15 protein-coding genes are annotated in these 15,709 nt (G+C 37.4%); 5 read left to right on the top strand and 10 right to left on the bottom strand.

Going from position 1 to position 15,709, the window contains the following annotated elements; translation table 11 throughout:
* Positions 1 to 33 precede the first annotated feature (33 nt).
* Positions 34 to 369, top strand: coding sequence for a hypothetical protein (locus HEQ36_RS21525; protein WP_039205019.1), 336 nt, complete (start codon positions 34 to 36; stop codon positions 367 to 369).
* A 102-nt stretch (positions 370 to 471) separates the two neighbouring features.
* Positions 472 to 750: a YggT family protein gene (locus HEQ36_RS21520; protein ID WP_027401027.1), complete on the top strand. Its 279-nt coding sequence runs from the start codon at positions 472 to 474 to the stop codon at positions 748 to 750.
* A 55-nt stretch (positions 751 to 805) separates the two neighbouring features.
* Here the strand turns inward: HEQ36_RS21520 and HEQ36_RS21515 are convergent, their stop codons facing one another.
* From HEQ36_RS21515 to HEQ36_RS21505, 3 genes are all read right to left on the bottom strand, one after another.
* Positions 806 to 1,237: a hypothetical protein gene (locus tag HEQ36_RS21515; protein WP_168466818.1), complete on the bottom strand. Its 432-nt coding sequence runs from the start codon at positions 1,235 to 1,237 to the stop codon at positions 806 to 808.
* A gap of 101 nt (positions 1,238 to 1,338) precedes the next feature.
* A complete protein-coding gene (locus HEQ36_RS21510) occupies positions 1,339 to 1,470 on the bottom strand; it encodes a hypothetical protein (RefSeq protein WP_256366886.1) in 132 nt (43 codons plus the stop codon).
* Positions 1,471 to 1,615: 145 nt separating this feature from the next.
* On the bottom strand, positions 1,616 to 1,789 hold the full coding sequence (locus tag HEQ36_RS21505; protein WP_168636744.1) for a hypothetical protein: 174 nt from the start codon (positions 1,787 to 1,789) through the stop codon (positions 1,616 to 1,618).
* A gap of 106 nt (positions 1,790 to 1,895) precedes the next feature.
* Here HEQ36_RS21505 and HEQ36_RS21500 point away from each other — a divergent pair, with 106 nt between their 5' ends.
* Positions 1,896 to 2,153, top strand: a complete 258-nt coding sequence (locus HEQ36_RS21500) for a hypothetical protein (protein ID WP_168636745.1) — start codon at positions 1,896 to 1,898, stop codon at positions 2,151 to 2,153.
* A 97-nt stretch (positions 2,154 to 2,250) separates the two neighbouring features.
* Here HEQ36_RS21500 and HEQ36_RS21495 read toward each other — a convergent pair whose 3' ends face one another.
* Complete coding sequence (locus tag HEQ36_RS21495) at positions 2,251 to 3,270, bottom strand: transposase (RefSeq protein WP_053537527.1); 1,020 nt, start codon at positions 3,268 to 3,270, stop codon at positions 2,251 to 2,253.
* Positions 3,271 to 3,315: 45 nt separating this feature from the next.
* On the opposite strand from HEQ36_RS21495, the gene HEQ36_RS21490 reads away from it, so the two are divergent.
* On the top strand, positions 3,316 to 3,696 hold the full coding sequence (locus HEQ36_RS21490) for a hypothetical protein (protein ID WP_168636746.1): 381 nt from the start codon (positions 3,316 to 3,318) through the stop codon (positions 3,694 to 3,696).
* Between the two features lie 146 nt (positions 3,697 to 3,842).
* Here HEQ36_RS21490 and HEQ36_RS21485 read toward each other — a convergent pair whose 3' ends face one another.
* The 5 genes from HEQ36_RS21485 to ligA all read right to left on the bottom strand — a co-directional run bounded on the left by HEQ36_RS21485 (position 3,843) and on the right by ligA (position 11,382).
* Entirely contained in the window at positions 3,843 to 4,460 is a 618-nt protein-coding gene (locus tag HEQ36_RS21485) for a Uma2 family endonuclease (RefSeq protein WP_168636747.1), read from the bottom strand.
* Between the two features lie 283 nt (positions 4,461 to 4,743).
* Entirely contained in the window at positions 4,744 to 5,985 is a 1,242-nt protein-coding gene (gene argJ, locus HEQ36_RS21480; RefSeq protein ID WP_168634948.1) for a bifunctional ornithine acetyltransferase/N-acetylglutamate synthase, read from the bottom strand.
* Positions 5,986 to 6,462: 477 nt separating this feature from the next.
* The gene (gene gatB / locus HEQ36_RS21475; protein ID WP_168634949.1) at positions 6,463 to 7,944 is read right to left on the bottom strand and encodes an Asp-tRNA(Asn)/Glu-tRNA(Gln) amidotransferase subunit GatB; all 1,482 of its coding nucleotides are present in this window, start codon (positions 7,942 to 7,944) and stop codon (positions 6,463 to 6,465) included.
* 398 nt (positions 7,945 to 8,342) lie between these two features.
* The gene (locus tag HEQ36_RS21470; RefSeq protein WP_168634950.1) at positions 8,343 to 8,891 is read right to left on the bottom strand and encodes a fasciclin domain-containing protein; all 549 of its coding nucleotides are present in this window, start codon (positions 8,889 to 8,891) and stop codon (positions 8,343 to 8,345) included.
* A 445-nt stretch (positions 8,892 to 9,336) separates the two neighbouring features.
* Positions 9,337 to 11,382 (bottom strand): NAD-dependent DNA ligase LigA, encoded by a 2,046-nt coding sequence (gene ligA, locus HEQ36_RS21465; RefSeq protein ID WP_053539532.1) that lies wholly within the window; start codon positions 11,380 to 11,382, stop codon positions 9,337 to 9,339.
* Positions 11,383 to 11,520: 138 nt separating this feature from the next.
* Between ligA and HEQ36_RS21460 the strand changes: the two genes are divergently transcribed.
* Positions 11,521 to 12,498, top strand: a complete 978-nt coding sequence (locus HEQ36_RS21460) for a glycerophosphodiester phosphodiesterase (RefSeq protein ID WP_168634951.1) — start codon at positions 11,521 to 11,523, stop codon at positions 12,496 to 12,498.
* A gap of 748 nt (positions 12,499 to 13,246) precedes the next feature.
* On the opposite strand, the gene HEQ36_RS21455 is transcribed toward HEQ36_RS21460, so the two are convergent.
* Positions 13,247 to 15,646 (bottom strand): tetratricopeptide repeat protein, encoded by a 2,400-nt coding sequence (locus HEQ36_RS21455; protein ID WP_233455370.1) that lies wholly within the window; start codon positions 15,644 to 15,646, stop codon positions 13,247 to 13,249.
* Between the last annotated feature and the right edge of the window lie 63 nt (positions 15,647 to 15,709).

Genomic DNA, 15,709 nt, shown 5'->3' with positions numbered 1-15,709 from the left:
AAGTTGCTTATTTTCGAGAAGACGGTAAAAAATATGAGTCAGCAAGATGGTTTTGCTAGTGGTTTGTTACTGGGGTCATTGATTGGGGGTGTAGTTGGTGGTGTTTTAGGGGCGGTGATTACTTCGCGCTTAGATGCTAAGTTTGCAAATGAAGAGAATGAAGGGTTAACCGTTGGGGAAAATGATGGACAGACAGGGACTAAAAAGCGGCAAATGAGGGCTTCTGCTCATGAAAGTTTGGAAATAGAAGCAACCAGGCGATCGCTTGAAGATAAAATTGCCCAACTTAATGCCACAATTGATGATGTGCGGAAGCAATTAGGTAATGTCAACAGCAACTCATCCCAGGAAGTTAATGAGCATTCTTAAGGTTTCCCTTAGTTATATTGATTGGCTACACAATGCGACGTGAGCTAAATTAAAATCAATCATGAATCTATGTTTGACATTTAATAGGAAAGTTACCCATCCATGAATTTACTAATTACAACTCTAGCTACCTTTGTCTCTCTTTACAGCTATTTGCTGATTATTCGAGTCTTGTTAACTTGGTTTCCCACTATTGAATGGTCTAATCAACCATTTGCAGCTTTAAGCCAAATTAGTGATCCCTACCTCAATCTATTTCGTTCCATAATTCCCCCCTTGGGTGGCATGGATTTCTCCCCTATCCTGGCATTTTTGGCATTGAACATAGTTGGTGGTATTTTAGATAGTTTAGCTCGCGCCACCTTGGTACAAGGGTTTTAAGCCCCAAATTACGATTTTCAATGTAAGGACGTTCCCAGGAACGTCTCTACAACTTTTATCTTCTCACTCGTCCACTAAATCCAGCAGCTTTAAATTGTTTAAGTTGCAATGGTACGGGCTGATTACTAGGGACAGTGATTCTAAATTCAAAGTCACTAACTCCGGGAGGAACTTCGGCAATTAAACCCAGACGGGTGCGATTTTGTAAGGTTGAATCACCGTTAGCATCATATATGCGCCCAAAAATATCCGCATCATAAACAGTTTTGCGGGTGCTATTTTCTGCTTTACCTGTAACGATGAAGCAACTGGCAGAATTTGAACCGCTACTACCTACTATTCCACTGGACAGTTCTGATGGACATTCGTGATAGGAAATATCAGATAATTTAATCTGTGTTAATGCTAAGGCGGTGGGTGTCCATATCCAGGAAAGTAACCCCATTAGTCCTGCTATAAAAATTAACTGCATTGAGCGTAACCGCATAAAATACACCTTTGATTGGAAATTTACAAAAGTCGGCGTTGCTGTTGAAGAGTACAATTTTACCTCACGCAGAGGCGCAGAGTCTCTCCAGAGTAGAAATTTCAAATTATTGATTTTTGGTGTTTATCTAGTATTCTTAAACCTGCTTCTGGGTTTCCTGTGATAGCCATTGCTTTAAATCGGGTATAAGCATCAAATTTTGCTAAAGCTATATTAAAAATAATTGTTTGCATTGTTTTGCGTAAACGTTCATGAGGTTAAATAGGTGCATCTAATATACTCAAAACGGCTTGATTGTTTGATTCTAAACGTAGGGGTAAAGCATGAGCTAAACCCCTACACATCTGGGTTCTTTGTCATTTGGCAAAAGTTTAAATCTCACCCGTGTTTAGTATAATGATTTTGATGATACTTGAGAATTTTTTGAGATGGCAAACATCTTCTAGAAGCGATCGCTCTAAGTAGGTGAACACAATAAAACCAAACTGTGTAAAGAAATGTAAAATCGCCCAAACCCTCTTCACTCTTGCCTCTTGCCTCTTGCCTTGCCATAACGACAATTTTCAACGCTCACCTACTTAGTAAAATGACAAAGTAAAGTTAGAATAGAGGAAATTATGGCTAAAGATTTTTACGGGGTATAGAATTTAAAATATATATGAGCAGCAAAACATTTAGATTAGAACTCAAAGAAGGTTTACTAATTATTCCTCCAGAAGTTAGGGAATATTTACGTCATTGTCCACAACAAACTGAAATTGCGTTAATGATTCAGTCTGCATTAAATATGAGTTTTCAGGATAGTGATTTTCCCCAAACAAGTCCAGAAGATTTTAAGATGAAGTGGTATAGTTGGTTTGAAGAAGTTAATAATTTGGAAATTATATCTTCTGATTCTGAAGTAATAATCCTCTGAAAGTTAAAATTGTTGTTAATACTATCATTGCAGAAATGTTGAATAGCGTAATAAAACTTTACATATTGAAATAAACTTAGCCTATAAGTGCTATTTTTCATCTTATCCAAATAAGTTTTCTAAACCAATGAACATAACTTATTTCCTGACACATATAGGACTGAAGATAACGGAGCTTATCTAATAAAGTTTTGCCAAATTCTTGCGGTATTTCTATTAGTTGCAATATCAAATAAGCGATTAAACAGCACATTATCTGAATTCTAATTCCATTCTCATTCTTTGTCATAAGTCTGTCTAACTTGAGGTGCATTTTTAAGAATTTCCATAACAATTCAATTTGCCATCTTTGTATGTAAATTTCCATAATCTCTTGATTACTAACTTGCTCTTCTCCTTCATTTAATAAGTTTGTTGCTAAACGAAATTCACTCTTAGTTTCTATATCACAAAATGCTACTACTCTAATTTCCACTTCTCTTTCATCTTTGCCAACTTTACAATTACCATTTTCTAGCATTTCTAAAGTGACATTATTTTTAATTCTTAAGACAAAAGCTTTATTTTTTTGTTGTTTTAATTCAGATATTCTTTCGGAGGATGCAAATCCTCTATCCATTATCCCTACTCCTTTTGACGGAATTGCTTCTACTGTTTCTTGTCCATATTTATGGTCATGTCCTTGCCCAAAATGAATCACCATTCCACCAACTTCTGATGTCAAACTATCTAACCCACAAAATAGTTTTACTTGATGATATCCTTGACTCCATAATAATTTACTTGTTAATGTAATAATTGTTGAATCTATAGGAAATAATGCTTGGGTTTCTTCCTTTCCTTTTTTCTTTCTCAGTTGATTGTTTAATTCAGTTATTATCTCCAAAAATACTTGAGTATCTCTCTTTTTACTTGCCTTGGAAAAATTTGATATTTTTAAATCTATCCCTTGATTATTTAGTCTTTGAAATAAATCTCTCATACTCACTATACTTTTATCCATGACATACTGTAACCACACTGATACAAATGAAAATGTGTCCAGAACTGGATAATCTTTTTTGGGCAATGGTTTCAATATTGTTTTGACCACTTCTGGGAAATTCTTTAAGCGCATAATTTGATAATTCTTTATCTAGATTTTTTTAGATTGTATCAAATTATGGTACTTTTTTTTAATCTTTTCCTAACATTCAACACTTCTGCTATCATTGAATTATTTAATGGTAATTTTGAAAAATTCCTAGAACAAAATACATTATTAGTCAGTAATTATATTAACAGCTTACTGGAACAGCAGTTAAACCCCCTCTCGGTTCTAGAATGGCAAATTATGTACTGTCTGTCCACTGACCAGCAATTAACAACTATTACTGATTTAGCACCAAATCAAAACATATTACCGACTGTTTCTAAATCCCAACTTTTACAAGCAATAGAAAGGCTATATTCACGCTGTTTAATAGAGAAAGAAGCGGGTAAGTACACTTTGCAACCTGTTCTCAGGGAGTATGTCATGGAACAATTTATTCATAAATTATAATTTGGGCGTTGCTGATAGCCTGCGTGGCGAAGCCATATCGAGGTATGAAATTTCCAAATTGAACCTTTAAAAATCTTACCTTTGCGTCTTTGCGCCTTTGCGTGAGACTAAAATTCATACCCTTAATCAGCAACGCCATAATTTGATTATATCGAAGCTTGAAAAATCTGATTTGCGGTGAGATCTAATTCAGGAAAAGTTTGGAAAATAATCCGTTCATGATCTCTAAACTTACTAATTTGATATTCTTCATCAACCAAATTACAAACAGAGATTGTCGGTTGTTTAGGATTACCAATAAAATTTCTTCCACCTAAAGCTGCATAATCAACAATCCAATATTCAGGGATTCCCATTTCTTCATAATCAGCATATTTCAAATAGTAATCATCACGCCAATTAGTTGAGACAACTTCAATTACTAAAGATATAGATGCACCATTACTGATGATAGATTGTTTTTTCCATAATTTTTCGTTTACCAGATTTTCACGATTTAGCACTAACACATCTGGAAAATAACCAGAATCTTTACCTTCTGGTCTAACTATAACTTGGTTGGGAATACCGTAGGGTAATCCAAGCCGTTTGATTTCAAAGGGAATTTCTACGCCTAGAAATCCTTTTACTTCTTCGTGTTCTCCTACTGGTTGTGCCATTTCAATGATATTCCCATTATGTAGTTCGTAACGTACCCCAGAATTTTCAGGAAGCCCAGCGACAAATTCCTCAAAGGTAGTAACTTTAGATAAGGTTTGAATCATGGCTGTTGAGTATTGCTGACAATAAAAATATTATAACGGCATCGTCATCTTAGAGGATGTTTGAAAAGTATCAGAATTAATTGAGATCCCCCCAACCCCCCTTACAAAGGGGGGCTAAATTCCTCAAAGTCCCCCTTGGAAAGGGGGATTTAGGGGGATCTGTGGGTGTCAGATCCCACACGAAAAAGTTTTCAAACAACCTCTTACAGTTATCACAATCAAGGGCAGGGTTTCCCCGCCCCTAAAGGTTTTGCATACCGCTATATCAGCAACGCCGATTTTTTTAGGTCGTATACTCAGCGTTAATTTTCACATAATCATAACTCAAGTCACAACCCCAAGCCTGTCCTGTGCCATGACCATTACCAACACTGACGGAAATTAACACTGTGTCTGATTGCAGATATTCACCATGAGCGGCTGCTTTTAAATATGCACTAGCCGCTGCTTTATCAAAAGGTAAAGGTTGACCATTTTCAAATAGTAAAATATCCCCTAATTTAATAGAGAGGTTTTCCTGTTCAAACCGGACTCCAGCCCGACCAGCAGCCGCCGCAATCCGTCCCCAATTGGGATCATGACCGAAAATGGCGGCTTTGACTAAAGATGAACCTGCAATGGTTTTGGCGATTTGACGGGCTGCTAATTCATCATGAGCGCCTGTGACTTGGACTTCTATTAAACAAGTTGCTCCTTCGCCATCACGAGCGATCGCTTTCGCCAAATGCTGACACACATAAGTTAACATAGCTTCTAGTTTCTGTGCCTCTGCCCCCATTTCGGTAATTGCTGGGGTGCGAGATTGACCATTTGCTAAAGCAATTAAACAATCATTTGTACTTGTGTCACCGTCAACTGTGATAGAATTGAAGCTTCTATCCGCTGCTCTGGTTAACATTTTTTGCCAAAGCGTAGAAGATACCGCCGCATCACAGGTAACAAAGGCTAACATTGTCGCCATGTTGGGGTGAATCATCCCTGAACCCTTCGCAATCCCACCAATTCGCACTGGACGGTCATGGATAATGGTTTCTAAGGCTATGGATTTTGTCACTAAATCTGTGGTGACAATTGCTCCTGCGGCTGCGTCTGAACCTGTTTCTGATAGTTCTGCAACTACTTTGGGGATACCACCCCGCAAAATATCCATTTTAATCCGTTGACCAATTACGCCGGTGGAAGCTAATAAAATGGATTCTGGGTTAATACCTAATTCTTGACCTAATAAATCTGCACTTTCTTGAGCATCTTTAATCCCTTGTTCACCTGTTGCGGCGTTAGCTTGTCCCGCATTACAAAGGATGGCTCTAGCGCTATGTTTCCCTTGTAATACTTGACGACAGTAATCTACACAGGCTGCTTTAACTTGGCTAGTGGTGAATACACCAGCAGCGATCGCTTCCACATCTGATACAATTAAGGCTAAATCCGGTAATCCCGAAGCTTTTAGTCCCGCTGTAATTCCCGCTGCTTTATACCCCCGCGCTGCTGTTACACCACCAGTAATGATTTGCCAATCTGCCATAATTTTACTCACAATTATCTATATCGCGTTTGCTGCTCAATTACTTTCCGCCTCTGGTTTGATATCAGCGTCCAGTATTTATGTCTATAAGTGAGTTTATCTGTTGATGACAATCTTTTTCTAATCACGAAAATTAAACCTAAAACAAATAAAAGAGAGCCACTTGGATAGCTCTCTAAAATCATCAGGGTGCATCTACTTAGCACGTTATATGATTCTAGCACCAAGGGGTCAAACCCCCTATTTTTTATTTTCTGTTAATGCGTAATTCTGTTTTTTTTCCTTTACGCTCTTTGGGCAATTTGTGGTTGAAGTATTTTAACGAACCACAGAGGCACAGAGAACACGGAGGGAAGAAGGAAGAGAAGATTTTTTTCAGTTATATAAAGAAAGAGAGCCAATAAAAACTAGCTCTCCCAATAATCAAGTTGCGTCTTATTATCACATTATACGATTGTCGGGGTGAGGGGTGTTACCCTACATTGGTGCATTGAGTTTCTCTTCTACCAATTGATTGGTGAGTTTGGGGTCTGCGCGTTTATCGGTTTTTTTCAGGACTTGTCCCACGAAAAAGCCTTTGAGGTTGGTGTTACCTTTGCGGTATTTTTCGACTTGTTGAGCATTAGCGGCGATGATTTCATCAATGATCGGTTCAAGAATGGTACGATCTGAAATCAGTTCTTGACCTGCAAAGGCTTCTTCTGGGGAAACACCATTGAGTAAATCTGTGAGTTTTTCCTTAGCTTGAGCGTTGCTGATTTTCCCATTTTCAATGCGGGTAATCACATCAGCTAGGTTAACAGCAGTCAGTTTAATTTCGGAAATGGTGAGTTTTTGTTTGTTTAAGTACCCAGCGATATCTTGAGTAATCCAGTTAGCCGCAGATTTGGGATTTGCACCTTTAGATATTGCACTTTCAAAATAGTCCGCAACTGGTTTATCCTCAGTTAGGACTCGCGCATCATAAGCCGAAAGTCCCAACTCATTTTCATAATAATGGCGTTTGCTTGCAGGTAGTTGGGGTAATTCACTTAACCAGGAGTCTAATTCTGTTTGGGTGACTTCAATGGGTGCTAAATCAGGTTCAGGAAAATAACGATAATCACTAGAACCTTCTTTCACTCGCATACTACTGGTACGTTGCGAACCTTCTTCCCAAAGCCGAGTTTCTTGAATAATCTTTTCTCCTGATTCAATGGCGGCGATTTGGCGTTCAATTTCATAATCAATCGCTTTTTGAATCGCACTGAAGGAGTTCATATTCTTAATTTCCACCTTAGTCCCAAATTTCTCTCGTCCCACCGGACGCACAGAAATATTCACATCACAACGCAGAGATCCTTCTTGCATATTCCCATCACTGACACCAAGATAGCGGACAATCCGCCGTAGTTCTTGGGCATATTCCGCCGCTTCTTGTCCTGTCCGTAAATCTGGTTCAGAAACAATTTCTACCAAGGGAATCCCCGCGCGGTTATAATCTACGAGAGAATAGGTAGAACCGGAAAGTCTTTCACTCCCAGCGTGGACGAGTTTCCCTGCATCCTCTTCCATGTGTAAACGGGTAATACCAATGCGTTTGCGACTGGGGTTTCCTGCATCATCTACCAATTCAATTTCTATCCAACCATGTTCGGCTATGGGTAAATCATATTGAGAAATTTGGTAATTTTTGGGTAAATCAGGATAAAAATATTGTTTGCGGTCAAATTTACTATACCGAGCGATTTGACAATTTAACGCCAAACCCGTTTTCACGGCGTATTCGAGAACTTTGGCGTTAAGTACGGGTAAAACCCCTGGTAAACCCATACATACAGGATCAATGTTAGTATTGGGGTCAGCACCAAAGGCTGTGGAACTGTTGGAGAAAATCTTGGTATTGGTACTGAGTTGACAATGGGTTTCTAAGCCAATAATCGCTTCATATTCAGTTTTTACGGGTGTGGCTGTGGTCATATCCAAATTTTACAGTTTTTCTGATTTGGTACTATTTTAACGGTTTTGTGTTGATATTAAGGGTATCAAATTCCCAAATTGAACCTTTAAAACTCAAACCTCAGTGCGCCTTTGCGTGAGACTAAAATTCATACCCTTAATCAGCAACGCCCAAATAATTAGCGATCGCATTGATTGATCACCTATATGTGCTATGATTCGATGCGATCGCTATAATATCAGGCAATAAAAGAAACAATTTATCAGGGTAATTATCCAAGCAGCATTTCGCCTGATCTGAAAAATTCGGCGTTGTTGAATCGAGGTATGAAATTTCCAAATTGAACCTTTAAAAATCTTACCTTTGCGCCTTTGCGTGAGACTAAAATTCATACCCTTAATCAGCAACGCCAAAAATTCTACAACTTCACATTAGGAGGAAGTAGCACTTTATTAATCACATGAATTACGCCATTACTAGCTTTAACGTCTGCTTTAGTAACTTTAGCGTTACCTACATACACTACGCCTTTTTTAGCTTTTATAGTTACTGGTTGACCTTCAACTGTTTTGACATCACCAGGTTTGATATCTTTAGCGTAAACTGCACCCGAAACTACATGATAGGTCAGAATTTTGACTAAAGTTCCTTTGTTTTCTGGCTTCAAAAGTTTTTCTAAAGTTCCTTTTGGTAAGGCAGCAAAGGCTGCGTCTGTGGGTGCAAATACGGTAAATGGACCTTGACCAGATAGGGTTTCTACTAAACCTGCTGCTTTAATAGCTGTTACCAGGGTTTTAAAAGAACTGTTACCACTGGCAACATCAATAATTGTGCCTACAGTGGTTTTACTCATATCAGCTTTCTTGCTTATGGGCGCAGGTTGGCTTTCTGCAAAAGCAGGAACACTGACGAAAAGGGTGGTTGCAGCTACAGCGATAGCAAGTGTTTTACTAAAAACGGAATTCATAAGAATACTTAGTAAGTGGGAAACTCAGTGGCTTTAGCCCTGAGAGGGAAACGGCACAGGCGGTTTTAACCGCTGTGGATATTAAAATTGAAACCAGATTTTTGATTGGAATCTGGAAACCAACTCCCATTTCTGGGGTAATGTCAGCTTCGACCAGTTATAAGAGCTTGTTATGCTTGCAACACTGTTCCAGTGACCTTAGAACTGTTTAATCACAAGCGACAGAGCAGGGAACTAGCTACGCATTCGGTGGGTGTCGTGACTCAAATAACGGCTACCATGAGGGTAAACTCAGGGTGGTCTGGTCAGTACGGCTTGCTTGATTACTCTTGCAAGCCCAGTCCTTTTAGGGTTGGGTTACTGACGATTTCTCGCTCCCACAAGTTTTAGTTAAAATTAACCACCAAAATTGTAACAGAATTTAACAATTTATGTTCATTTGTAACTATTCTGCCAGCATTGTTAATAACTGTGCCTCTGTCAATTGGCTAATTCCTAAATTCTGGGCTTTTTCTAGTTTAGAACCGGCATCTGCACCCACAACTAAAAAGTCTGTTTTTTTGCTAACCGAATCAGTGATTTTACCACCTGCTTTTTGAATTAAGGCTTTGGCTTCATCCCGTTTTAAGGTTGGTAATGTGCCGGTGACGACAAAGGTTTTCCCAGCAAAATTTTGATTAATTTTCTCTACTGCTTTGGTTTCTATGCTGTTGGCTAATTGTAAGCCAATGGTCTGGATACGGGAAATTAAGGTTTGATTGGCTGGGGTGCGAAACCATTGATAGACTGATTGGGCGATTTCTGCACCGATACCATAAACGCCTGCAATATCTGATTGTCTGGCGGCTGTTAACTCGGCGACGGTGGTAAACTTCTCGGTGAGTAATTGGGCGTTGACGCTGCCAACGTGACGGATGCCTAAACCATATAATACTCTAGACCAGGGTTGGGTTTTTGATTGTGCGATCGCCTTCACCAATTTTTCTGCCGATTTTTGTCCCATGCGTTCTAACGCAGATAATTTATCTGTTGTCAATTCATATAAATCAGCAATGGAATGTATTAAACCCTTGTCTACGAGTTGATACACCAACTTTTCTCCCACACCTTTAATATCTAAAGCGTCACGACTGACCCAATGTTCAACCTCACCTTTAAGAATCGCCGCACAGGAAGCATTTACACATCTAGTAACAGCTTCGCCCGTTTCTCTCACCACCTGTTGACCACAGACGGGACAATGGGAAGGCATAATGAAAGGTTGAGTATCAGCGGGACGTAGTTCTTTGATGACCCGGACGACTTCGGGAATGATTTCTCCGGCTTTGCGAACAATCACGGTGTCGCCAATACGGATATCTAATTGCTCAATGCGATCGCTATTATGTAAGGTAGCACGGGAAACAGTTGTTCCCGCTAATTGTACTGGCAACATTTCCGCTAAAGGAGTTAATGCCCCAGTTCTGCCCACATTGACAGTTATTTTTACTACACGGGTTGGGGCTTCTTCCGCCGGATATTTTAAGGCTATAGCCCAGCGGGGAAACTTCTGTGTAAACCCCAATTGTTCTTGGAGTCTAAACGTATTTAATTTAACGACAACACCATCTGTCATGTAGGGAGAATTCAGCCGTTCTGTATCCCAATATTGGTAATATTCAGCAACTTCAGCGATAGAATGGCAGAGTTTATGATTGGTATCCACTCGAAAACCCATTTTTTGCAACAATTCCAAAGCCTCCCATTGAGTATTGGCAATACTAGAATCATCCAAGCCTGTAATATGCAGAGTATAAGCAAAGAAATCTAACTGTCGCTGTGCTACAATCCGTGAATCTAATTGTCTGAGCGTACCCGCCACAGCATTACGCGGATTAGCAAATAACTGTTCTCCAGCCTTTTGTCTCTTCTCATTAATTTCCTTAAATACCTGTAAAGGTAAGAATGCTTCTCCTCGGACTTCCACCTTAGCAATATTTTCTAACCCGTCAAAATTCAAACGGAGGGGAATTGAGCGAATAGTCCTGACATTTTGGGTAATATCCTCACCCATTACCCCATCTCCTCGCGTTGTCCCCCTGACTAAGAAGCCATTTTCGTAAGTCAAAGCCAAAGCTGCACCATCAATTTTTAACTCAGATACATATTCTACTTCTCCGGTATTATACTGAGTAGGTGAGTATCGCCGCCACCGTTGATCCCAACTTTGCAATTCTTCAATATTGAAAGCATTTTCCAGGCTATATAGGGGAATATTGTGACGAACTGAAGTAAAATGGGTGGCAGGGCGATCGCCAACACGCTGAGTTGGACTATCAGGAGTAATTAATTCGGGATTTTGCGTTTCTAATTCTTGCAACTCTCGATACAGCCGATCATAAACCGTATCTTCCATAACTGGCGCATCTAAAACATAATAGGCATAACTAGCTTGTTGCAATAAGCGGCGTAACTCTTCTATACGTTTTACTTCCGGCTGATTTGACATCATCAGTTTCATAACAAAAAAATAATAACGGTGGGAATTTAATTATAGGAATCCGGTTTGATTCTGTGAATTTACTTGTGTGGTCAGGGAACAGCGAACAGCGAACAGCGAACAGTCAACATTCAACAGTCAACAGTCATCATGACTCAAACTTTCACAAACAAACCCCCCATTATTATCGCTCATCGCGGTGCAAGTGGCTACCGTCTTGAACATACTTTAGCTAGTTATGAATTAGCAATTGATTTAGGTGCTGATTATATTGAACCCGATTTAGTTATTACTAAAGATGGTGTTTTAATTGCCCGTCATGAAAATGAAATCTCTGAAACTACAGATATTGCTAATCATTCCGAATTTGCTCATTTAAAAACTACGAAAATTATTGATAATGAAATTAAAACAGGTTGGTTTACAGAAGACTTGACCATAGCAGAAATCAAAACCTTAACAGCTAAAGAACGTATTCCCCAATTACGCCCTCAAAATCTAGTTTATGAAGGAATATTTCCTATTCCCACTTTTACAGAAATCATTGATTTAGCCCAGCATAAAAGTCAAGCAATTGGCCGTAATATCGGCATTTATCCTGAAACGAAACATCCCAGTTATTTTCAATCAATTGGTTTACCATTAGAAGACACTTTATTATTAAGCTTACAAACAGTTAATTTACCCATATTTATTCAATCCTTTGAAGTTAGTAACCTCAAAGAATTGTCTCGAAAAACAGATTTACCATTAGTCCAACTCATTAATGATACTGGTCAACCTTACGATTTTGCGATTAATCATAATCCCCGAAATTATGCAGATTTATTAAATCAAAAAGGGTTAAAAGAAATTGCCAAATATGCCCAAGCAATAGGTGTAAATAAAAACTTATTAATTCCCAGAGATAATCATGGTCAATTACTATCACCAACACCTTTAATTATAGATGCTCATGCAGCTAATTTACAAGTTCACGCTTGGACTTTTAGAAATGAGGATTTTTTCTTACCCTTAGACTGTCAAGGAAATCCTGAACAGGAATATCAATCATTTTTTAAATTGGGTGTAGATGGTGTATTTAGTGATTATCCAGATAAAGCCTTAAAAGTCAAACTCTATGAATAATCTAATAATATAAGTAGGTTGGCGTTGAAAATTGTCGTTATGGCAAGGCAAAAGGCAAGAGGCAAGAGTGAAGAGGGTTTGGGCGATTTTACGTTTCTTTACACAGTTTGGTTTTATTGTGTTCACCTACTTACTCTTAGTTTTATCCTAGATGCTATTTATCAGATATATTATTCATAATGGCTGTATGATTAGCTTAAATTATAGAAAATCAATAATACTTTTGATATTTATAACTTTTAGCAATTTGCCTTTATATTTCCTTAATAATTAATTGAGAATCTTTTCTATTTATCAACGAGGTTGCTATACTTTCAGCGATTTGCTATAATTTCAGAGAATTTCATAATTGGGTTACTATTGTCAATTTTAGATTTTTCAGAAGATGTTAGTCTCAAACCCTTGATTGACAGTAGGTTCAGAAATCATTTTTCCAGGCTAATACAAAACTTTACAAAATTAATAGCTATTCCTTCAACAATTGTAGCCATGAATTTGCTCAGAAATAATCTAATTTGAGCGATCGCAAAAATTTCCTATTGACAAATTGACGAAAAAGTGATATTCAACAGCTATTCCTTCAACAATTGTAGCCATGAATTTGCTCAGAAATGATCTAATTTGAGCGATCGCAAAAATTTCCTATTGACAAATTGACGAAAAAGTGATATTCAACCTGGCAATGTTATTAATGATAAGAAAATAGGCTAAAAACCCTTGAGGGCAAGTTTTGGAGGGTTTCCTCACATCAACTCTTAATTAATGTTTGGAAACCTGGATCATTTTTAATCTCATCAAAGTCAATATCATTTACAGCATCTTCTCGATAACTGGGATTAAATTCAATAGCTTTTTGCAGATTTTCTAAAGCTAATTCAATTTTTCTTTGTAGTGCATAACAGGCAGCTTTGTTGTAATAAGCACTAGAATAATCAGGTTTGATTTCTAGTGCTTTATCAAAACTGATAATTGCTTGATCATCTTCTCCCAACATTACCAATGTGTAACCCCGTTTATCCCAAATTTTGGGAGAGTTGGGTTGAAATTCTAAAGCTTTATCAAAAGAAGCAACTGCATCTTCACAACGTTCTAATTCTAGCAAAGATAAACCACGATTTACCCAAGCAACCCCATCATCAGGTTTGATTTTAGTAGCTTTATCAAAACAGTTAAATGCCTCTTGATGTTTTCCTAAATTTCCACAAGCCACACCAATATCACACCAAGCTTGATGATATTCAGGATTAATTTTGATAGCTTGATTATAGGAGGCTATAGCATCTTTGTAGCGTTTTAATCTATTGAGAATTATCCCCCGTTTTAACCAATTTTCTGGATTTTCTGGTTGAATTTTAATGAGTTGTTCATAAATAGCTAAAGCATCTTCATGGCGTTTTTCTAAAAATAGCACTTCTGCTTGTTTGATATAATCATCAATAGAAATTTCTGGTTGTAATGATTCTGATTTTTGTTCTATTGCTGGTAATATTGTAGGTGTAATTTCTGCTAATTCTTTGAGAATTATCTCTTTACGTTGTTGAGCATCAATTTCTAAGTTTTGCAGATTTTCTAGAACAGTAACTTGCTGTTTTTGCACATCATTTTGTAAATCTGAAAACTGAGATGTAAATTCTCCTCCAGATTTTTCCAGATTCTCAATTATTTGCTGTTGTCGTTGAATAGCCGTATTTTGTAATTCTCTTAGTTGGTGAGAAAATTCAATTTCTAAGTTTTGCAGATTTTCTAGAACAGTAACTTGCTGTTTTTGTACATCATTTTGTAAATCTGAAAACTGAGATGTAAATTCTCCTCCAGATTTTTCTAGATTCTCAATTAGTTGCTGTTGTCTTTGAATAGCTGTATTTTGTAATTCTCTTAGTTGGTGAGAAAATTCAATTTCTAAGTTTTGCAGATTTTCCAGAACAGTAATTTGCTGTTTTTGCACATCATTTTGTAAATCTGAAAACTGAGATGTAAATTCTCCTCCAGATTTTTCTAGATTCTCAATTAGTTGCTGTTGTCTTTGAATAGCTGTATTTTGTAATTCTCTTAGTTGGTGAGAAAATTCGCTTTGTAATACAGCTAAATCTTCAAGCAATTGATATTTTTGAACTTGGATATCAGTTTTTAATTCAGTAATGTCTGATTTAAATATATTATTAAGGGTTTCGATATTACCTAGAACTATATCTTTTTGAGTTTTAACATCTAATTCAAATTGAGATAATTCATTATTAAATTCTGATTGTAGTTTTGCTAAGTTCTCAACAATATGAAATTTCTCTTGTTGAGTTTCTGACTCTAACCCTTGAAATTGAGATATTAAACCAGCGCGAGATTTTTCAATATCACTAATAGCAATATCTTTTTGATTTTCCACTTCTGATTTGAGTTGGGTAAATTGAGAAAATAACTCAAATTCTAACTTTTTGATATTGTCAATTGTAATTTTTTGCTGTTGAGCAGATAAAGTTAATTGTTCTAGTTGAGTATTTAATCTAAACTCTAAATTACTGATATTCTCTTGAGCAGATTTAACTTCAATTTCCAAAGCTGTTAAAAACTCTTGTTTTGACTTGGGTAAATCAGATAAAAGAATAGATAAATTTTCTTCTTCACCTTGAATTTTTTGTTTAAGAGCATTAACTTCCTGTGCTAATTCTTGAGTAGTGTTTTTAGATTTTTGAATCAGTTGTTTTGCTTCTGCTTGAACTGTAGTTAATTGAGTTTGCAAATTTTCAATTCCTTGAATCTGCTGCATTGCTCTTTCTCCAATTTCCCGAATTACGGCTCGACGAAAAAACCATAATATGGCAATTAAAGCCACAGGAAATAAACTTAAAATAGTCAACCAGATATTGAGTAAGGTATTCGTGCGAGTAAAAGCTCGTTCAAAATCAGATTGGACTTGTTTTTGAGTGCGGGTTTCTTGTCGCAGTCGTGCTAATTCTTCCCGTTCCTGATTTGATAGTACCTGAGCCGTAGCAGATGGTACAAGATACCCACTGATAAAAGCCGTTGATAGCAGCAAGGGTGACAAGAAAATGGCGCTTTTTAAAGCTAGATTTGAGTATAAGGGGTTTTTGTTCTTCATCACTATTTTCCCTATCCGGTGGTTAGTATTGACAGCGGTGTGCTTATATGCCATCTATGATAGATGATTGTTGTAGGGTGACTGGATTTCTATGGGGTTTTTTGATATTAACAGATT

The sequence above is a fragment of the Anabaena sp. 54 genome (assembly GCF_017355725.1).
Classification (GTDB): domain Bacteria; phylum Cyanobacteriota; class Cyanobacteriia; order Cyanobacteriales; family Nostocaceae; genus Dolichospermum; species Dolichospermum heterosporum.
The sequence above is the reverse complement of the archived record's forward strand: the minus strand, read 5'-3'. Positions and strand labels throughout refer to the sequence as shown.